Source organism: Shewanella sp. VB17 (assembly GCF_013248905.1).
Taxonomy (GTDB): Bacteria; Pseudomonadota; Gammaproteobacteria; order Enterobacterales; family Shewanellaceae; genus Shewanella.
Map to the genome: position 1 here is coordinate 387,511 of NZ_JABRVS010000001.1, position 19,506 is coordinate 407,016.

Sequence of the window (19,506 nt, forward strand, 5' to 3'; positions counted from 1 at the left end):
GTGATCATATATGAGTGAATCTACATGGTACTTATACATGATCGAATGTGCTAACGGTCACCTCTATACTGGGGTGACATTAGATATAGTGCGTCGTTTTAGTGAGCATGAAAGTGGCGGTGTTAAAGCGGCTAAATTTCTGCGCGGTAAGGGGCCGCTTAAACTGGTTTATCAAGAGCTGGTGGGGGATCGATCCGCCGCGTTAAAGCGTGAGATTAAAATAAAGTCTTTTAGCAGGAAAAAAAAGCTGATGTTAATCAGCTCTCTGAAATGTATCAATCTAAAAGTGCCGAGTTAACCTTTTATTCTACCTCAGCAATATCTCCCGGAAGCCTTGATGTAGTAAGTGTTAAGTTTTTAGAATAGACATTCTCTAATCCTTCTGGACGTGTTTTAAAGCGTTTATGTAGCCACATCCATGCTGGGATATCGCGATTAATCATCCCTTCTAGCTCTCGATTTACTATGCTTGCTGTACTGACTGGATTGCGTCTTTCAATCTGCTTACTGAGGTCATTTCCAATATGTAATGTATAGTGGCTATTTTTTACAACAGTGACTGCAGAAATCACAGCGCAACGTGTTGCATCAATTAATACACTTGAGCCTGTAGTGCTTGCTGCTTTCGCTACTGCAAAGAATGGAGCAAATACAGAGTTTTTTGGACCATAGTCATGGTCAGCTAGATACCAAAGTAGATCACCTTTCTTTAATACTTTAAGCATGGACTTTATATCTTTACGATCAATCATTTTATGGCCACTACGAGTACGGCCTCGATGTTGAATAAACTCGTAAACAGGGTTTGAGTTTGGTCGGTAGACAGCATAACCTTTAGTGAATTGACTAAAGATACGGGCTGTCATTTCCAGATTTAGGTGATGGCTAGATAAAAGCAAAACCCCACGACCATTTTTCTCTTGTTTAAGTAGTTTTTCTTTGCCAATCACTGATGATATTCTGCGTACTCGCCATTCAGGCCAGAACCAAGCCATTCCAGTTTCAATTAGTGCCATTCCTGTATATTGAAAGTTCTTCTTCACCAGCGCAGTGCATTGATATTCAGAATATTCAGGAAAGCAAAGTTTCAAGTTGCATTTTGCCACGTTAGAGCGCGATTTTAAAAGGGGCATTGCAAATAACCCAATGGCATATCCAAGTCGACGCAATAGAAAATAAGGTAGCACATTTACTATCAATGCAAGTGTCGCAAAGGCAAACCAAATAGGCCAATATTTAATTGCTAATAATTGGATAGAGAATGAAGGGTACGGTACGGGATTCATAATAAAATGTTGTTTAATAGATCGGTTGCGTAATGCTGCTTACATTACCACGGCACCTGCTTAACATCAAAAGGCTAAATTGATATTAATGACTTAACATTGTTTATATTTGATTAGTAAACCTAACATTAAATCATTAGATTATTTATTTGCCGTCAATAATTAAATAAATATAAAACCTTTTTAGGTGTCGTTTCGCTGTGTTTCTATAAGCGGTAGGGTTACGGTTTTTTATGTTGATAAGTCACCATGTTAAAGGTGATGTTTAAGTGTCTGAGTCGGTATCAGAAGCAGAGATCATCATCTTAAAAGAAGCGTAGAATAGCGGGAAAAAGTTCCGTTTTAGGCAAAGATCTCATATTCTTCTGTTGGGTCTTTCTTGTTTTTAATTTATTTACCGCTTTCACACTTTTTTCACACTCACCCCTTTAATCTGGCATTCGCTACAGGAGATTTAAATTGTCATATAAGGTATATAAGCTTTTAGGACTAATTCGTATGGATTGAATCTGGGCGAGAGTGATTTGCTATCAAGGTTCTACGTCATAACTAGACTAAAGTGTATTTTCAATTTGAGCCCGCTCTACCATAGGTAAAGAACACTGAGTAGTTAAAGGACGATTAGTCATAAGGATGTCAATTTTTGATAACGCAAGGCTAGGTATATCCTAAAGTGGATATGTTGCAACTTGTACTTTTGGAGAATCAATGGCTTTTTTATTACAAGACGTTACGCGTAGGCTTAAAACGCCACCACACACAATAACTCGGCTTAGTGAGTTAGAAGGCAGTGGATTTCAATTGCTGCTATTGATGATGTTTATTCTGCATGTGTTAACGATTAACGAAGCGTCAAATCTACATATCTTCAATACTATCAATGGTTTTAGTACCAGTATTCCTGCTTGGTTGCAGGCTAGTGTGACGAATATGGGCGATGGCGTTACCTTAGGTGCAATGGTGCTATGTTATCTTGTTTTTCGTCCTAAATTAACGGGCAGAGTGGTTGTCGCGGCTTTGTTAAGTTTAATTGTTGTACCACTTCTTAAGCAATACTTCGATGCTCCCAGACCTGCTGTAATACTCGATTACCTTAATGTTATTGGCAAAGTTAGACATGAACATAGCTTCCCTTCAGGCCATGCTGCTACTTCGTTTCTATTAGCCGGTATTATATTTTTATCAACGAGTAAATCTTGGGTAAAATGCTCCGCTGTTATCGTTGCCACTGTTGTTGCCAGCTCTCGCATCATGGTCGGGGCACACTGGCCTGAAGATGTGGTAATGGGGGCCTTTGTGGGACTTTTATGTGCTTATGGTGCTGTAAAAATGATGCCACTAATTGCAATGTCAGATCCTATTAGAATTAAGCTCTACTTAGTGTTATTTACAGTAATAGTGTTAAGTGAGTTTAAAAATGGTGATAATTATCCTGAGTATTGGCAGGTGCAAGCTGTACGATGGGTTTTTATTCTTTTGTCTGGGCTGCTTATTGTGCGCTTTTGGATGCGAAACAAACCAAAAGCAAATTCATTAAAATCTTCAAGTGAAAATCTAGCGAGCTAAATCATATTGGTATGAATTGGGGCTGTGATTTTAATATTCTACGTCGCAGCCCCTGTATGTAGAGGGATAATATTGTAGCTAGTTGTTCAAATAGCTACAAATTTGGAGTGTGTCGATCTGAGATACGATTTAGCAACGTTGTTATTGCATACTTATTTTACCATCTATATGATTAAAAGTGAGGTTGCCAGAACCCGCTTCAATGATTTTTAAACCTTTAGTGTTAACCACACTAATACTACCAGAGCCGTCATCTATGGTGACGAGACCTTGAACGTCCTCAATAATGAGACTGCCAGATCCATCATTAATGGTGACATCACCGTTAATCCGTACCATTTTTACTGATCCTGATCCATCGTTTAATATGATCTGTCCATCAACATCAGAGAGTGTAATGGAGCCTGATCCGTCTTCAATATTGATGTTTTTACCTCCGTTAATATCTATGCTACCTGATCCATCTTTAAGCTTGATGTTAGCGTTCGAACCCTGAATGTTAATCTTGCCAGAACCATCATGTATATCCATGTTCATATTGGCAGGCACTTTGACAATAAGGTTGATATAAGGCGAGTTCCCGTGGGTATTATGCTTGTCAAAATTGGCGATTAACTGCGCTGAATGGCCATTTTTCTCAAGTGTGAGGATAGGATCTATCCCTACATAGGTATAGATATCAGCTTCGAGTTTTATGTGAGATAAGCCAGTAATGCCTTGTATCTCTAAAGCCCCAGCTCCAGTTTCTGCCATTAGTGCATGAAGACTATCACTATCCAATGTGAGTGATTGATGGCTGTGCTCAGTGGGAGAATGGGTTGCGGCGTTAACGTTAATCATGTAGCAAGATAAGAGTAAGGCGGTGAGGCTCGTGAGGATAATGGGCCGTAGTATCATGTGATTAAGTCCTTTTTAAATATCAGTTTTCTTACATAGTCAAAAATTGACATTATATTTTTATTACTATGTTTTATAAGAGTTATTTTATTTTTTGTTTCGTTCTGTTAGTTTAAGTGGCGATGAGGTTGGGGGTCTGACTAATGAGTCGGTGATTTCCCCACAGGACATAAAATAACAAATAAATAGGTTTAAGCAATGGATTACTTAGAGACAAACAAAAGTGCATGGGATAAACGCACGAAAATACATGTTGGTTCGAAGTTTTATGATGTTGAGGCTTTTCTTGATGGAAGCTGTTCATTAATGGAAATAGAGCGCGCTGAGCTTGACGTAAAAGGTAAAAGTTTACTGCATCTACAGTGCCACTTTGGACTTGATAGCTTATCTTGGGTTAGAGAAGGCGCTCAGGTGACAGGGATTGATCTTTCTTCTGTGGCTATCGAACAGGCACAAGATTTGGCGCAGCGCAGCGAGCTTGAAGCCGAGTTTATTTGCAGCGATGTTTACTCTGTTACTGAAAAGTTGAATCGTCAATTTGATATTGTGTTTACTTCATATGGCGTTATTTGCTGGTTACCGGATTTAACCCGCTGGGCACACGTTATCAGTGATAATTTAAAGCCCGGTGGTGAGTTTTATATGGCGGAATTTCATCCTTTAGAAGCCATATTTGGTGGCTATAATTATTTTTCTCAAGCGGAGCCTGATATCGATGAAGAGGCGACGTATACCGAAAACTGCACCGGAGAAAAAGAGACGGTCGTCACTTGGCCGCATCCAATCAGCGAGGTATTGAACGCGCTTATTGTTGCAGGACTCGAGATTAAGATGTATAACGAGTTCGATTTTAGTCCCTATGATGCATTTGCCGATTTGCAGCAAGAAATGGTGACAGATCAACAAGGTAATGAGCATGCCCGTTACGTGCTAATGCATAATGCGCAGCGTGTGCCGTTAGTTTATTCAATATCTGCTAAAAAAGTTTCAAGCTAAAATAGTTCATATAACAAAGCCTGCTTGTTAATATTAGGATAATCAGAGTGATAGTTGGTATCAGCGTCTCTTACGCCAGTCGTGTCATCTCCGCTTTATCCAGCTATCCTACGGGGCTCTGAAACCAGCATCTTGAAATAGCGCCTCATGAATTAGCGCTTGGTTGGACAAGAGGTTTTTCAAACGCTGTTGTTTTTTTGGGGAGAGTTTGTATCTTAATTAACCTGAGCTCGGGTTAAGCAGTGCCGCTTAATATCGCTATTTTGGCCCCTATCTTTGTTGTGCTTTCTAGTAATAGCCAGCTATTACGTACGAAATCCCGCCTTGATATCGACAAAAATGTCGGCATTAAGCAAGTGGGTGGATGAATAATAACCAGGTGGAGTTTAACTTGTTGATTTTAAGTAAAAAATCAAACGTATTTAACACTCGTTATCCCGAGTTCAGGTTAATGAGTGTTGTCATAAGGGAATTTGCTCTTTGAAATTAAAAGATAACCCATTTTTATATAATGAAAAGCTTATCGGATTTCCTGATTTACACAAACTGAGTGTGGTGCATTACTCTTTCAATTTGGAGCATTATCATCGAGTGTTCTTTGAACATTTCGCTATAGTATGCCCAGCGTCAATTTCAGGCTCTGTTATTAAACGCCAAGCAGAGTTCTTAGCGGGAAGGTTTTGTGCCGCGCAAGCCTTACTTATAAAATCAGCCACCAATACTCATATCTCTATTGGCAAGAATAGAGCGCCAGTGTGGCCAATAGGTTTTATCGGCTCAATTACCCATAGCCGAAATATTGCTATGGCTGCAGTGGCGAGGGTAGATGAATACCAGTATGTCGGTCTGGATGTTGAAGACATGATGTCAGCTGAATTAGCCTTATCCATTTCTGCAAGCATTATTCAAGATAAAGAGTTCGATTTGTTACACAATAGTGGATTAGATTTTTCTCTTGGCTTAACCATTGCCTTTTCAATGAAAGAAGCGTTATTCAAGGCGTTATACCCAAGTGTGGGAGAATATTTTGATTTTCATGCTGCAGAATTAATCGACATAAATCTCGCTAATAATCATGTTTCCATGCGATTACTTGAAAACTTGTCTACTCGGTTTAGCAAAGGCAAGGTTTTTAATGGCTATATAGATCACAATGAAGATTGTGTTACCTCGCTGATTTGTGGTTGAACTTTCCGCCTTGGTAAGGCGGAAATTCCTATTTATAAAGGGATTATCCCTTGATACTTAATAGGGTAATAACCATTGCTGTCTTTCTTACCTAAAAAGGTAAGCGCTTTTTTAAGATCGTCAGGTTGAGAAGCCGTTTCTTTTATTTTGGCTGAAATGACGACATTTTTTTCAGCTTGCAGTAGCACGCTGCCATTGAAACCCAGTTGATTCATTTCTTCATTAGATCTTATTTCAACATTACCATCGATACACGCTAAGGCTAACTCGATATCACCTAATGGATAATGACCAAACTGGTTTTTTACCCGAACAGCATTGAGAAAAAGCTTACCATCTAATTGTTCACACCAAGGTAGACCTTGTTGCAAGGTACCGATAAACACACTCAACTCACCTGCAATTTCGGTGCGAAAAGGCAAACGAGTCTCACCCAATAGAAAACGACTTGGCGCATCAAACTTTAACCCTTCAGCATCAATACCCGACATCGATAAAGTGACTAAGCCTTTACCATTAACAGGGGAAGTAGGGTTTCCGATGACAAGATCTAACGTTACTTTACCTAAAAGTAAGCCCCAAGGACTTAATTGCCATTGAACCTGATCTATTTGTCGTTGCCCAATACTGACAGATTCAATTTTTCCAGACCAGATACTGCCAGAAACACCACTAATATTCATATTAGTGGGCAGTGGAGCCAGCTTAACGGCAATATCAGCTGGTAAGAGTACAAGCATAAAAGTTAGGTAAACAAGCACACCTAATATTATTTTTTTGGTTAAATTCACTACAACACCTATAAAAATGACGAGTTAACTTGAATCATTAACTAGACTATTGTGAAAGCTGAATGCGGCGTACTTTAACATATCCCGCGAGATCTGATTCGGCAAGATCGATACTATCTAATGATAAACCTTTGACTTGTATCAACTCATTTAAATAACCCAATAACGCATCAAAAGGCACATCGTCCATCCAAATTTGTATCTTATTTGCTTGAGGCTGCATGCGCGTTATTTCAAGACCAAATGCCCCAGCGCTCTGGTTCACAGCGGCACTTAAACTGCCACTAAAACTAGCCTTACTGCTATTTAGACGTAATCCTTCAATCTGATTTGCCGTTTTTTTAACAAAATTTAAAGTTTTTTGTTGCGCCTGTAAACCACGTTCAGCCTTCAACTCTGCGTTTACTATCGGGGTCCAGATCCCCCAATACAAGATAGCTAATAACAAAAAAAAGCCACAGGTTCCAACAAGCTGTTGCTCGCGTAAAATAAGTCCATTCCACCAAACTTTGAGGTTTTCCATATTATTTACTCTTCAATGTTAGCGTACTGGTTACTGAGTCTTCGCCACTATTCATTGCGCCTGAATCGAGTTGATAGGTAGCCGATACAATGGTTTTAAATTGTTCGACTTGAGCATAGTTTTTTGCTGTCACCTGCATTCTCAATTCATTGCGCGTACTATCAAACCGTAAGCTTGTAGGCTTAAGTGTCGGCACTTGAGTAAAAGCAGGTTCTAACCCTTGCAGCAGACTAAAAAACTCACTGCCACCACTATTTCCCTGCATGCTATGTAGCTTTTTTTCCATTTGAGAGCGTAAATTGATAATTCTGGAGCTACCCGGTACAGCTTGCTGATAAATCTTTTCACTTTCAGCCTTCAATCTTGAATGCTCAGCATTCATTTGAGCAATATTAAGCCCTTTATTTACTAAGCTTAATATCAAAGTCATCGCTATCACAATAGCTGCATTTCGCCATAAAAATAAATGCTTACTATACTCACGCTTAGGGCTATAAATACCTGATAGCAGGTTCAATGGCGCAGAGATAATCCCCTTTGCTAATACTAACATTGGCAGTTCAAGTGCTTGAGGTTTTACATCTGCACCAGTGAACGCTAATTCACTGTGGCCAGCTACTGTCACTAATGTGTCTTGATCCACTGGAAGTAATTTGGGTAACACAATATCGAGCCAATCAGATGTAAGGCACACACCCGATCCTGCACCCGTTCTGACTAAATATTCCTGATTAAATTTAATAGCAGCCCATTGACAGCCATCAAGAGGTAAAGCTAAACAGTCAGGAACTAATTTATTCACTTTTAGACCCGCTTCACTTAACCAACTCATCCACTCTTGCATCTGTTGATGTGATACTACCGCAATACTCAATGATTCCCCATCTCGTGGGCCTGGCACAAAATGCAGCTCATCCACATTTTCTGCTAAGGATTCTTCCAGCATAAAAGGCAGTGCTTGAATTGCCTGACGTTGACCTTTTTCAGGTAATTCAACTGAGGTTAACGTGATCGCTGATGATGGTACTAACACATCGACAACACTCTGTTCTGCGCGCTTTGTTAGGCTAGCTAATGCTTCGGCATTTTTTAATTCACCTGAAGCAATAATTTCTTGTTCCTGTTCTGACCAAACGACCCAGTCACAGGCTTGATCTGAATTTGTCCCTAAGCGAATAAATAATCTCTCACTCACACTCATTCTCCACCGATCTTATGGCGACTAGCCAATAAGATTGTCATTATTTTTGTCCACCAAACTGCCGAGTCAATATATTAAAACTTGAACCTTCTGCTTTAATGACACTCTCTAAACGGAATACTGCGGTATCGACCTTAGCGGCTGCTTCGAGTCGGAAGTATTTGCTTTTAATAACAAAACTTGAACTTAAGGCTGCATCCTCAGACAATAAATTAGCAACCGACGAGTTTGTTTTAAAATCTTCAATTTTTTCATAGCCTTCGTCATTTGGACGCTGATTAATCACATTTTCAGCTTCACCCACAGACATTTTGCCATTGAACATGCCGGCTAACAGTGCTGCTTGTTCAACTTTAATGGTATTGACGTTCAATAACTGCTGGGTATTACCAGGGATGGCACAAATATAGGGTAACAATTTGAGATAAAGGTCCTGAGAATACCCGATAACAGCTCTTAACTCACTACGATGACTCATCAAGGTATTCGCTGCGCGATAGGGCACATGACGAGATTCATATTCCGCATCTTCTGCACCAAATTGGCTCGAACGAGTGTCCTCATCGAGATAATCTTTCAAGGTGTAAGTCAGCTGTTCTGCTGAAAAATCATCCATTCCTAACGCCACTAACAAGCCCTTATATTGGCGGGCAGCTAATGACAGTTTATCTTGGCCATTGGGATTGTTTTTTTCTTTTTCTGTGTCGCCAACCGCAAGTGAATTAAGATTAAAGCAAGCACGCATATCACTGATTTTACCGCCAACAACACCATTATCAACATCAAAAACCATATCAGACTGAGCCCAATATTGCTGTAAGTGTACTCGATTGTCATCATCTTCCAGGTCTTGCTTCAATGCTTTTTTAGTCAGTTCTTCAGCAGCAAGAGCATACCAAAACGCCTGATCATATTGGGCCACATTTAACGTACGACGCATCGAAAGTTGATTACGACTATTAATATTGGTCGCAATAATTGCCACCATGGCCACGATAAGCAATACCACAATCAGTGCGACTCCTCGCTGCTTATTTGGCAGCTTACCCACTATTTATCTTCCTTATCTGAACCATTTTTGTCCTTGTCATCATCCTTGCTATCGTCGCCGTCCTTACTATCATCATTAGCTGCATCAGCTGTTGCACCTACAGGAAGTAAAAACTTACGCTGAATTTTACCTAGCCCCTCTAATTCAATCTCCATCGCTATTGCTTTTGGCAATTGAGTGGCATCCACTTTATCTTCCCATTTATCCTTAACAAAGAATGTGTATTCCACCGCAAGTACATCACGCATCACGATGGTTTTTATCGGCTCACTGTTAAATTCAGGATCTGGGTAGGGGTAATACCAACGTTCTAGATTATTTTCTTGAACAACATAGGCGACAGATTGAATACTGCCGCGCGGTAAGATGCCACTAGGGTTTAACCAACCTAAACGATAAAAAATTAACGCGTCAGATTCCGAATCTACAATATCTGAGCCTATTTGAAAAACATGAGTGCCACGGCCCCCTTCTAATAAACGTGGAGTACGTGCGACCATTTGCATTAAGTCACGCTCGACAGCACCAAAACCCTGTTGCATCGCCTTGAGCTTATTAGAGAAATCTTTGGTTACTTCATCGTTACGCATCACAGTCTGTAGTAGTGCATTAGAAGCTAGACCCAACATGGCAAAAATCGAAATTGCGATCAGCATTTCAAGCAGGGTAAAACCCGCGCCGTTACGCTTCTGAATTGAATACATAGCTATTTACCTGAGCAAGCACTCGCTTATAACGCTTCTCATCACTAATACTAATGCGGATCATTCGCATATTATCATCTTCAGTTTTAATGACTTCTTTACGCCAATACCAATCTTTACCGGCAAATTCAATTTTACCTTCTTTCTTACCAACTTTGGGAAACCGTGTTTCTAATCTTGCATCAACCATCACATTGTCTGCCGCCCACTGAGCATAAGTACGCTGCTCTAAGATAGGCATATTAGCCATCTGTTGGCCTAAACTTTTAGTGATGGACACCGCCGCAATTGAAAAAATGGCTAAGGCTACAATGACCTCAAGTAAGGTCATTCCTTTGGTTTTATTGATGGTCGAAATCATCTTTTCTTCCTAAGGTTAATCGCCCCAGCCCATCACCCACAACTAAAGCCGTTACCTTATTACCTGATTCATCTTCGCTTACAAACGTCAACTCAAAAGCGCTCATTTCGCCACTTGGAAATAACAGAATTTGTGGCTCAGGAAACTTCTCTCTTTCCTCAGCCCACTGCTCCATTAAAGACTGACCCAAAAAGGACTCATCGTCTTCATCTTCTTGCGCTAAAGGCAAGCCATCAAGCATTAAGTCTATTTGTACACCTTCATTCATCTGCCGCTCAGATAACAGCCTATCTTGGGTTAAATCTTGCCATTTTTCATCATCATAAACGACATATTTGTAGCTAGTGTCTTCGACGATAATGCCAATAAAAAAACCATTAAGGACAGTCTCATCAAGCACCATTTCAGTGGTCGCAATAAATTGCTTGGCTGTTGCTTCCAGTTTCTTTTTCTTATCTGATCCCCCCATTCCCATGGTAACAGCAGAAGCGGCCAGCCCCATTAAGAGGATGACCAATAAAACTTCCAGTAAGGTAAAACCCCTTTGATGCATACGCTTCATCAAATTTCAGCCTTAACAGTCACCATAGAATATGAATAAGCAGAAGATTCAGTGATCACTGAAAGTTCTGTAGGTTCCAGTTACCAATATCATCTTCAGTCCCAGCCTGGCCATCCGGTCCTATGCTAAAAACATCAATCTTACTATTTTCACCAGGGCTCAATAATAGGTAATCGTTTCTCCATGGATCTTGTGGTAAACGTTTCACATAGCCGTCTTCACGGTAATTACGTGGCACAGGTGTACTTGTCGGCTTTTGTGTTAGCGCTTCTAAACCTTGATCTGTTGTTGGATAGACACTGTTATCTAATTTATACATGTCTAAAGAGTTTTCTAATGCCACGATATCAGAGATCGCTTTTTGCACATCGGCTTTATCTTTGTTGCCCATGAGATTTGGCACAACCATAGACGCTAAAATACCCAAAATCACAATCACAACCATGACTTCAAGTAAGGTAAAGCCCTGTTGTTTTTTTCTTGTTTGCATTAACTACATCCTCTTAATAAAACCATTCTGCATCATCAGCGAATACAGAAAATAAAACCACTAACCACTAACCATGTTATTCAACTCTAAAATCGGTTGTAAAATGGCCAGTACAATAAACAGTACCACAGCGGCCATACTCACCACTAACAAAGGTTCAAATACACCTAAGGCGATATTGACATTGGACTCGAACTCTCTATCTTGATTGTCAGCGGCTCGTTCGAGCATCTGCTCCAACTGACCACTTTTCTCACCCGATGCAATCATATAGAGCATCATAGGAGGGAAAAGTTTCGTATTGCCTAATGCTGCACCTAAACTTGTCCCCTCACGTACTCGCGCTGTGGCATCTTCAACCCCGGCACGCACTTTCACATTAATCAGTACTTCACTGGCGATACGCATCGCATCTAATAGGGGAACTGCGCTGGCAGTTAAGATACTTAAAGTACGCGCAAACCTTGCTGTATTCAGCCCCTTACTAACACGCCCAATCACGGGTAATACCAGTAAATAGGTATCATATTTCATTCGATAAACAGGTTTAGTTAGCAGACGCTTAAGCAAGACAAACATACCAACACCGACTCCTAAAACAATGAGGCCATAATCTCTAATAAAGTCTGAGGCGGCGATCAACAGCAGAGTTGTCCAAGGTAACTCTTGGCCCATATGTTCAAACTGACCCACCACTTCAGGCACTACTGCGGCAAGCAAAATAGCAATCACACTGATAGCCACCACGGTTAATACCACCGGGTAGATCATGGCTTGAGTCATCTTATTTTTTAGCTGTTGACGACGCTCGGTGTAATCGGCCAACCGATTAAGTACCACTTCTAAGTGGCCCGATTTCTCACCTGATGCCACCATCGCGCGGTAAAGATCGTCAAAGATATAAGAAAATTCAGCCATAGAGTCAGCCAAACTATAACCTTCAACCACCCGTGAACGTACGGCCATGATCATACTGGCTAATCGGTCTTTTTCACATTGCTGGCCGACGGCCTTTAATGCTTCTTCTATCGGTAAGCCTGCTGCCACTAATGTGGCAATTTGACGTGTGATTAAGGCCAGTTCAGCGACTGAAATTCCACGCTTAAAAACATGCTTACCAGTAGAGTTAGCTTTGGCTTCTTTTTCGGTCACTGGCACGATTTCCAGTGGCATTAAGCGCAGCTCTCTTAGCTGACTTCTGGCATGACGAGCGGTATCGGCTTCCATCACCCCTTTTTGCTGCTTACCCTTATTATCTAACGCCTTATATTCAAATGCTGGCATCAGTTACTCCTCACGAGTGACACGAAGTACTTCTTCTAATGTGGTTTTACCCGCCAGCACTTTACTCATGCCATCGTGTCGAATACTCGGCGTTGATTTGCGTATGTGCCTCTCAATTGCCAGCTCGCCTCGTCCGGTATGGATTAATTCGCGAACATCATCATCGACCACTAAAAGTTCATGAATACCAGTACGACCGCGATAACCATTGTGGCTGCAACTTTTACACCCTTCAGCACGATAAATCACCCGAGTGTCATCATCAGCCATGCCTAATAAAGCACGTTCACTTCTATCTGGCACATGTTCAGACTTGCAATCTTTGCATAAAGTACGGATTAAGCGTTGAGCTAATACGCCAAGCAAACTCGATGATACAAGAAATGGCTCTACTCCCATGTCCTGTAATCGAGTAATAGAGCCTGCTGCGGTATTAGTGTGTAAGGTCGATAGTACCATATGGCCAGTTAATGACGCTTGAACGGCAATTTGCGCCGTTTCTAAGTCGCGAATTTCACCAATCATCACCACATCGGGATCTTGACGCAATACAGCGCGTAAGCCACGAGCAAAGGTCATATCTACTTTGGTGTTAACCTGAGTCTGGCCGACGCCCTCTAGCTCATATTCAATAGGATCTTCTACCGTCAATATGTTAGTGTCTTTTGAATTAAGCTCGGTAAGACCTGCGTACAAGGTGGTACTCTTACCTGAGCCTGTTGGCCCGGTCACCAAAATAATGCCGTGAGGTTTGCGAATTAATTCTTCGTACAACACTTGTATTGCACTTGTCATGCCCAGCTGTACTAGGTCTAAGTTACCGGTATTTTTATCCAATAAACGTAACACCACCCGCTCACCGTGACTCGATGGCATGGTCGATACTCGCACATCCACCGCACGGCCACCAATACGCAATGAAATACGGCCATCTTGTGGTACCCGCTTTTCGGCAATATCGAGACGTGCCATTACTTTAATCCGCGAAACCAGTAAAGATGACAGCTTACGGTTTGGCTTAAGCACTTCTTTTAGCACGCCATCAACACGAAAACGAACCACCAACTGCTTCTCGTAGGTTTCGATATGAATATCAGACGCTTCTTCTTTAATTGCTTCCGATAACAAGGCGTTAATCAACTTAATGATTGGCGCATCATCATCTCCTTCTAACAAATCTTCTGTTTGCGGCAGCTCTTCGGCCAAGGTGAATAAATCCATCTCATTGCCGATATCTTCCATTAACTGTTGCGCTTCTGATGAATTAGCTTGGTAAGCCATGGTCAGTTTCGTTTCAAATTCAATGGCCTCAAGCTCGACTAACGGCAAGTCGCGTCCGGTATAACGCCTAGCTTCAAGTAGGGCCGCCACAGGTGAATCCTGAGTATGAAACAAGGTTAGCACCTCATCTCGCTTATCCAACACCAGCTTAAAGCGGTGCGCAAAAGCGAACGGTAAGCGCTCTTTACTGTACGAATGAAACACTTCATCGGTTTCATTTTCAGCCGTTAAGCTTAATTCACTACTCACTTGAGCCAGTTCATCAAGTTGAGTGATTGCTGATTCACTCATTGCTGCTATCTTCACTAACGGCGGTGCTCTTTTCTACAGTACTGTCTTCTGCACTAGTTCTTTCTGAGTGACTGCCTTCACTGCTCGCGGCAGCCTCGGCTTCGGCATCAATGGCGTCTTGCGCTTTACTCTCAGAAATCGATTTCAAGGCATCATCACTTCTGCGCATTTTAGTGTCGAGCCCTTTACCTGCTTTGTAACGCTCAAGTATGTCATTCACTTCTGGCGGTAAATACTCAGATTGGTTCCATTCTTCAAGTACTGGCACCTGACTATCAGGCATCAGGTTTATGCCTCGCTCTAGCTGCTCTAGCTGTAATGCTCTGAAATAATTATATTTACGCCCAGCAACCCCATTCATCGTACCTTCATCTCGAATAATGGTGGGTTTAATAAATATCATCAAATTACTTTTGGTTTTTTTACTTGACGAGGATCTAAACAACCAACCAATAACAGGGATATCGCCTAAAAATGGCACTTTTTGTACACTTTCTTGCACACTTTCTTGAATTAAGCCGCCTATCACCACAATTTCGCCATCATCGGCCATCACTGTGGTGGTGACATTGCGCGTCGAAATCGTAATATCTATATCTGTGGTGCCGTTAACATTCGAGACTTCTTGTTCAATGACTAATTTAACTGAATTGCCTTCGTTTATTTGCGGGGTCACTTTCAGTATCACCCCGACAGGTTCACGTTCAACCGTTTGCAGCGGGTTGCCATTGCCACTGTCTGAGGCTTGAGAGGTGCCTAATATCGGTACCTCTTCACCTACGGTGATGGTGGCCTCTTCGTTATCTAATGTGGTCACTGAGGGCGTCGATAATACATTTGAGGTGGTATCACTGGCGACCGCTTGTACTAGGGCGCCAAAATCTCCCATAGTTACGCCCCAGGCCATGCCACTCACTTTGCCTATGGCACTAGCCAGTGCGGTAATATCACCAGGTGTATCAGGGTTATTCTCACATTTAGCACCACTAACATTATCTCCGCCTGGACAGACAAGGTCTCCCTCCACAGGCTTCATATCCCAAATACCGGCGCCAACCTCACCAATGGTGGGACCAATGTTGTTAAACTGAGTTCCACCACCGGCTAGCGAACCCATTTGCACACCAAAGGCCACATTGTCGCCGTCACCCACTTCAACAATGATGGCCTCGACTAAGACTTGTGCGCGGCGAATATCAAGCTGATTGATCACGCTGTCAATGGTGCGCATTTGATCTGGCTCTGCGGTGATAATCAAGGCGTTGGTGCCAGTATCAGCCATAATATTCACTTCATTACGCTTTTTACTGCCGCCCCCTTTTGGGGAAGCGCCCACATTAGCGTCGACCAATTTCTCAGCGACACCGGTTAATACTTCGACCAACTCTTCTGCATCAGCGTATTTAAGGTAGCGAACTTTGGTATTGCCTGCGCTTGCCTGCTCGGCATCAAGCCTTTTAATTAAGCTGACCACACGTTTGCGACTTTTCTCATCACCACTGACCAATACCGCATTCATGCGCTCATCGGCCACCACTTTAGGCGACTTACCTGGTGTTCGAGACTGGTTGGTGCTAGAGCGGTATAAGGCCTCAACAATACGCACAATTTCGCCTGCGGAGGCATAATCCAGTGGTACCACCTCTACTGCAGTATCACCTTGCTTGTCGACTCGGCGTACGATTTCAACCAATTTATTTACCACAGCCGCTCGGCCAGAGATCATCAGTACATTCGACGGGTCGTAATTAACCACATTACCGCCACCGGCATTATCGTTAAGCTGGCGAAGTAGCGGAGCTAACTGCTTAGCTTCTGTGTTATATAGCGCGACAATGCGAGTGACCATTTCATCACCGACACCGGGAATATTATCATCGGCAACACGAATGGACGCTGTTTTCGCGTCCTTGTCTTTGATAACCTTGATGATGTTATTGTCCATTTCGACAACAGCATAACCGTAGACCTGAAGCACATTGAGGAAGAATTGATAATATTGCTCATTATTGAGGAGATCATAACTGCGCACATTGATCTTACCGCGCACTGTTGGGTCAACAATAATAGTTTTGTTTAAATTTTTACCAACAACGTTGATAAACTCTTCAATATCAGTTCCTTTAAAATTAGCCGCATACTGCTCAGACCAAGCAAGCGGTGACATCAGTAGTGACGCACCCATTACCATTCCTGCGATTAACTTCTTACGAATGTACTTCTTATGCATGTTAACTTCCCATAAAACTTAAGCTGTTTATCACTTGCTGTCCTAGCTAAAAATACTAAGGATGCAGTGTGCTTTATTCACACATACACGCCCTGATATGGCGTGCGGCGAATGCTATTATTATTTTCATATAACGTTAGTTACTGCTATTGATGAGGTAAACTGAACAAGATCTCAATCAATTGTCCGTCACGTTCAACCATCAAAGAAACGTCAGTTAAATCGGATAATTGTGACATCACCTCTAATGCTTGAGTCATCTCAGTTAGATCATAACCATTAATAGATTTTGCTAAGTCATTGGCTTTAAAACCCGCCTGTGTAAACAGTTCCCTGTCTTTACCGGCATTGAGGCGATAACCTTGTAGTTCTTCCCCATTCTGTACCGGGGATATGGCTAAATAGTCAGTTAACTTGCTCGGATCCGCTAACAGCTCATCTCTGGACTCCAGTAACTCCTCAATAACCTGACTATTTTGGCGTTGATCCACTTTGCGCACCGATTTAGCTTGCTGTAGCTGCTTATTGGCTTGGCCATTGGTCTCATATTTAAGGCCATCTAGCATTAAGGTTTCATAGCGGCCACTGTTAGTAATGATGATGCGATCGGCATATACCTCTTTTAGTGATGCTGATGTGCCCTTAATTTTATCTCCGAGACCATAAGTATTTTGACTGCCGCTGGATTCAACCACAGCCAAACCTTTTTGTTGTGACGTCGATGCGACAACCCCAGTTAATTGAATTGATAAAGAAGTCTTAGGTGCATCAGTCATTTGTTCTTCAACTTCAGCCACTATGGGCTTTTTAGCGCCAAGTTCGGCATTGCCAAAAAGTGATAATGCTTGTAATTGAGACACATTAATACTCTTGCCTGATCCCACGCTAGTCGGGGTTGGGCGCCAGTTAGACGTAGGCTCTGAGGCTGGGACTAATTTCCATGAGATTTGAGCTAAAAGGTAAATGGCAATGATTAAGCCGCCAAAAAAAACACTATTGCTCAAAGGTTTATGCGGAATGTCCGCCGCCTTGTTGATAATTTTATCTAATAAATCCATATAATGTGGACCCTCGACACAGGTCTCTGTTCTGATTAAGATAATTTAGTGAATGTGCCTCATGCTAACCTAGACTGCTAATAGCAACAAGTCTACAATTTTAGCTTATTGGCGAAAAGGGGCAAAATATGTTATTTTTGCGCGTCTAAATAAGGGCCTTTGCAGTCACTATCGAGAAGAATTCTTTTGATAATCGACGCAACAATTTCGTTTTCTGCACGCAGCCATTGTTAGTATTATCATGGAGATTCGATGACTAAACCCACTGAAGAAATACCCTCTATCCGCCTAGACAAGTGGCTTTGGGCTGCACGTTTTTATAAAACGCGTGCCATTGCCAAAGAGATGATTAATGGTGGTAAAGTGCATTACAATGGCCAGCGAGTAAAATCTAGCAAGGTTGCAGAACTGAATGCTATCATCAAGTTAAGGCAGGGGCATGATGAAAAACAAATTGTCATAAAAAAATTATCAGAACAAAGACAAAAAGCAACAGTTGCGCAAACTTTGTACCAAGAAACACCAGAAAGTGTAACGAAACGTGAAACCTATGCCGAAGCCAGACGGCTAAACGTGCTCAATAACCCAGCTCCGGACCATAAACCGGATAAAAAACAACGCCGTCAGTTAATACGCTTTAAAGAGAGTTAATTTCCATTTGTTGCATTTCATTGGATAGCAGCAATCCATTTCGGCTCCAAACATGTGGAGCCGTTTATTATACAAGATGATTATTGTGGAACAAACATGAGTAAAGATAATTTACATCGATATCTATTTGAAAATACAGATGTTCGTGGCGAACTGGTACAACTTGAGAAGAGCTATCAAGAAGTACTTGCTGCACACGACTACCCGACTGTAATTCAATGTCTACTGGGTCAATTGCTTGCGGCAACTTCGTTGTTAACCGCGACCTTAAAGTTCGATGGTGATATTAGTGTACAGCTGCAAGGCAATGGCCCAGTTTCATTCGCTGTGATCAATGGCAACAATCTACAGCAACTGCGTGGGGTAGCGCGTTTTAATGGTGAATTAAGCGATGATGCCGATTTACAGCAATTGTTTGGTAAAGGTCAGATGATTATCACGCTAAGTCCAAAGGAAGGTGAGCGTTACCAAGGTGTCGTGGCGATGAGCCAGCCTAATTTAGCCGCCTGTCTAGAAGATTACTTCACTCAATCGGAACAACTTGCTACTTCTATCACATTGTTTGCAAATGGCAAGCAGGCTGCCGGTATCTTGTTACAGGAGCTTCCAAGCGAAGACGATCATAACGTTGAGTTTGAGCACCTAACTCAATTAACAGCAACCATTAAAGCAGAAGAGTTGTTTGAACTTGAAGCTGAGGATGTATTACATCGTCTTTATCATCAAGAAGAAGTCCTGCTGTTTGATCCCGTAATTGTGACCTTTTCGTGTACCTGCTCACGAGAGCGCAGTGCATCGGCGATACGCACGGTATCAAGAGAAGAGATTGCCTCAATCATTGCTGAAATGGGCAAAGTTCAGATGGGATGTGATTACTGTAATACTAGCTATGAATTCGACTCTATTGATATTGAGGCTATTTTTAGCCACATTCAAGCACCCGATAAAAAGCAATAACCTCCACAGATTGATGCAACAATACAGCGAATAATACGCTGTATTGTTGGGCTTAGCCCCGTCTGTTTACCTCGATTAAAATACCGTCATGGTAGGTTATTGGATGACAATACCAATATGTTTTTTCACCCTTTTCAC

The 19,506-nt window shown here is 41.8% G+C and carries 20 protein-coding genes; 6 read left to right on the forward strand and 14 right to left on the reverse strand.

The window, feature by feature from the left end; translation table 11 throughout:
• Positions 1–10: 10 nt before the first annotated feature.
• Positions 11–298, forward strand: a complete 288-nt coding sequence (locus HQQ94_RS01710; protein ID WP_173292807.1) for a GIY-YIG nuclease family protein — start codon at positions 11–13, stop codon at positions 296–298.
• A 4-nt stretch (positions 299–302) separates the two neighbouring features.
• Here the strand turns inward: HQQ94_RS01710 and lpxL are convergent, their stop codons facing one another.
• Positions 303–1,286, reverse strand: a complete 984-nt coding sequence (gene lpxL, locus HQQ94_RS01715) for an LpxL/LpxP family Kdo(2)-lipid IV(A) lauroyl/palmitoleoyl acyltransferase (protein ID WP_173292808.1) — start codon at positions 1,284–1,286, stop codon at positions 303–305.
• A gap of 708 nt (positions 1,287–1,994) precedes the next feature.
• On the opposite strand from lpxL, the gene HQQ94_RS01720 reads away from it, so the two are divergent.
• Positions 1,995–2,852 (forward strand): phosphatase PAP2 family protein, encoded by an 858-nt coding sequence (locus HQQ94_RS01720; protein ID WP_173292809.1) that lies wholly within the window; start codon positions 1,995–1,997, stop codon positions 2,850–2,852.
• Between the two features lie 141 nt (positions 2,853–2,993).
• Here HQQ94_RS01720 and HQQ94_RS01725 read toward each other — a convergent pair whose 3' ends face one another.
• A complete protein-coding gene (locus tag HQQ94_RS01725) occupies positions 2,994–3,749 on the reverse strand; it encodes a hypothetical protein (protein ID WP_173292810.1) in 756 nt (251 codons plus the stop codon).
• 198 nt (positions 3,750–3,947) lie between these two features.
• Between HQQ94_RS01725 and HQQ94_RS01730 the strand changes: the two genes are divergently transcribed.
• Positions 3,948–4,745, forward strand: coding sequence for a bifunctional 2-polyprenyl-6-hydroxyphenol methylase/3-demethylubiquinol 3-O-methyltransferase UbiG (locus HQQ94_RS01730; RefSeq protein WP_173292811.1), 798 nt, complete (start codon positions 3,948–3,950; stop codon positions 4,743–4,745).
• Positions 4,746–5,225: 480 nt separating this feature from the next.
• Complete coding sequence (locus tag HQQ94_RS01735) at positions 5,226–5,933, forward strand: 4'-phosphopantetheinyl transferase (protein WP_173292812.1); 708 nt, start codon at positions 5,226–5,228, stop codon at positions 5,931–5,933.
• A gap of 32 nt (positions 5,934–5,965) precedes the next feature.
• Here the strand turns inward: HQQ94_RS01735 and HQQ94_RS01740 are convergent, their stop codons facing one another.
• From HQQ94_RS01740 to gspC, 12 genes are all read right to left on the reverse strand, one after another.
• Entirely contained in the window at positions 5,966–6,724 is a 759-nt protein-coding gene (locus HQQ94_RS01740) for a type II secretion system protein N (protein ID WP_173292813.1), read from the reverse strand.
• Positions 6,725–6,770: 46 nt separating this feature from the next.
• Positions 6,771–7,247: a type II secretion system protein M gene (locus tag HQQ94_RS01745; RefSeq protein ID WP_173292814.1), complete on the reverse strand. Its 477-nt coding sequence runs from the start codon at positions 7,245–7,247 to the stop codon at positions 6,771–6,773.
• A gap of 1 nt (position 7,248) precedes the next feature.
• Positions 7,249–8,442 carry a type II secretion system protein GspL gene (gspL, locus tag HQQ94_RS01750; protein WP_173292815.1) on the reverse strand — a complete coding sequence of 398 codons (1,194 nt, stop codon included), beginning with the start codon at positions 8,440–8,442 and terminating at the stop codon, positions 7,249–7,251.
• A 46-nt stretch (positions 8,443–8,488) separates the two neighbouring features.
• A complete protein-coding gene (gene gspK, locus HQQ94_RS01755) occupies positions 8,489–9,499 on the reverse strand; it encodes a type II secretion system minor pseudopilin GspK (protein WP_375335688.1) in 1,011 nt (336 codons plus the stop codon).
• A complete protein-coding gene (gspJ, locus tag HQQ94_RS01760) occupies positions 9,499–10,203 on the reverse strand; it encodes a type II secretion system minor pseudopilin GspJ (protein ID WP_173292816.1) in 705 nt (234 codons plus the stop codon). Before gspJ ends, gspK begins: the two co-directional genes overlap by 1 nt.
• Positions 10,181–10,552: a type II secretion system minor pseudopilin GspI gene (gene gspI / locus HQQ94_RS01765; RefSeq protein ID WP_173296474.1), complete on the reverse strand. Its 372-nt coding sequence runs from the start codon at positions 10,550–10,552 to the stop codon at positions 10,181–10,183. The genes gspJ and gspI overlap by 23 nt, the downstream gene beginning before the upstream one ends.
• Complete coding sequence (gene gspH / locus HQQ94_RS01770; protein ID WP_173292817.1) at positions 10,545–11,126, reverse strand: type II secretion system minor pseudopilin GspH; 582 nt, start codon at positions 11,124–11,126, stop codon at positions 10,545–10,547. The genes gspI and gspH overlap by 8 nt, the downstream gene beginning before the upstream one ends.
• 55 nt (positions 11,127–11,181) lie before the next feature.
• Complete coding sequence (gene gspG, locus HQQ94_RS01775) at positions 11,182–11,616, reverse strand: type II secretion system major pseudopilin GspG (protein WP_173292818.1); 435 nt, start codon at positions 11,614–11,616, stop codon at positions 11,182–11,184.
• Positions 11,617–11,676: 60 nt separating this feature from the next.
• Positions 11,677–12,900: a type II secretion system inner membrane protein GspF gene (gene gspF, locus HQQ94_RS01780; RefSeq protein WP_173292819.1), complete on the reverse strand. Its 1,224-nt coding sequence runs from the start codon at positions 12,898–12,900 to the stop codon at positions 11,677–11,679.
• Between the two features lie 3 nt (positions 12,901–12,903).
• On the reverse strand, positions 12,904–14,472 hold the full coding sequence (gene gspE / locus HQQ94_RS01785) for a type II secretion system ATPase GspE (protein WP_217273978.1): 1,569 nt from the start codon (positions 14,470–14,472) through the stop codon (positions 12,904–12,906).
• Positions 14,465–16,702 (reverse strand): type II secretion system secretin GspD, encoded by a 2,238-nt coding sequence (gene gspD, locus HQQ94_RS01790; RefSeq protein ID WP_173292820.1) that lies wholly within the window; start codon positions 16,700–16,702, stop codon positions 14,465–14,467. Before gspD ends, gspE begins: the two co-directional genes overlap by 8 nt.
• A gap of 146 nt (positions 16,703–16,848) precedes the next feature.
• Entirely contained in the window at positions 16,849–17,760 is a 912-nt protein-coding gene (gene gspC / locus HQQ94_RS01795) for a type II secretion system protein GspC (RefSeq protein WP_173292821.1), read from the reverse strand.
• Positions 17,761–18,012: 252 nt separating this feature from the next.
• Between gspC and hslR the strand changes: the two genes are divergently transcribed.
• Positions 18,013–18,411, forward strand: coding sequence for a ribosome-associated heat shock protein Hsp15 (gene hslR / locus HQQ94_RS01800; protein WP_173292822.1), 399 nt, complete (start codon positions 18,013–18,015; stop codon positions 18,409–18,411).
• 96 nt (positions 18,412–18,507) lie between these two features.
• Positions 18,508–19,368, forward strand: coding sequence for an Hsp33 family molecular chaperone HslO (gene hslO / locus HQQ94_RS01805; protein WP_173292823.1), 861 nt, complete (start codon positions 18,508–18,510; stop codon positions 19,366–19,368).
• Positions 19,369–19,506: the final 138 nt, after the last annotated feature.

Bases quoted from the DNA above. Each gene is read 5' to 3' on its own strand.
- HQQ94_RS01710 (WP_173292807.1), top strand. From the start codon at position 11: ATGAGTGAATCTACATGGTACTTATACATGATCGAATGTGCTAACGGT.
- lpxL (WP_173292808.1), bottom strand. From the start codon at position 1,286: ATGAATCCCGTACCGTACCCTTCATTCTCTATCCAATTATTAGCAATT.
- HQQ94_RS01720 (WP_173292809.1), top strand. From the start codon at position 1,995: ATGGCTTTTTTATTACAAGACGTTACGCGTAGGCTTAAAACGCCACCA.
- HQQ94_RS01725 (WP_173292810.1), bottom strand. From the start codon at position 3,749: ATGATACTACGGCCCATTATCCTCACGAGCCTCACCGCCTTACTCTTA.
- HQQ94_RS01730 (WP_173292811.1), top strand. From the start codon at position 3,948: ATGGATTACTTAGAGACAAACAAAAGTGCATGGGATAAACGCACGAAA.
- HQQ94_RS01745 (WP_173292814.1), bottom strand. From the start codon at position 7,247: ATGGAAAACCTCAAAGTTTGGTGGAATGGACTTATTTTACGCGAGCAA.
- gspJ (WP_173292816.1), bottom strand. From the start codon at position 10,203: ATGTATTCAATTCAGAAGCGTAACGGCGCGGGTTTTACCCTGCTTGAA.
- gspH (WP_173292817.1), bottom strand. From the start codon at position 11,126: ATGAAGCGTATGCATCAAAGGGGTTTTACCTTACTGGAAGTTTTATTG.
- gspG (WP_173292818.1), bottom strand. From the start codon at position 11,616: ATGCAAACAAGAAAAAAACAACAGGGCTTTACCTTACTTGAAGTCATG.
- gspF (WP_173292819.1), bottom strand. From the start codon at position 12,900: ATGCCAGCATTTGAATATAAGGCGTTAGATAATAAGGGTAAGCAGCAA.
- gspE (WP_217273978.1), bottom strand. From the start codon at position 14,472: ATGAGTGAATCAGCAATCACTCAACTTGATGAACTGGCTCAAGTGAGT.
- gspD (WP_173292820.1), bottom strand. From the start codon at position 16,702: ATGCATAAGAAGTACATTCGTAAGAAGTTAATCGCAGGAATGGTAATG.
- gspC (WP_173292821.1), bottom strand. From the start codon at position 17,760: ATGGATTTATTAGATAAAATTATCAACAAGGCGGCGGACATTCCGCAT.
- hslR (WP_173292822.1), top strand. From the start codon at position 18,013: ATGACTAAACCCACTGAAGAAATACCCTCTATCCGCCTAGACAAGTGG.
- hslO (WP_173292823.1), top strand. From the start codon at position 18,508: ATGAGTAAAGATAATTTACATCGATATCTATTTGAAAATACAGATGTT.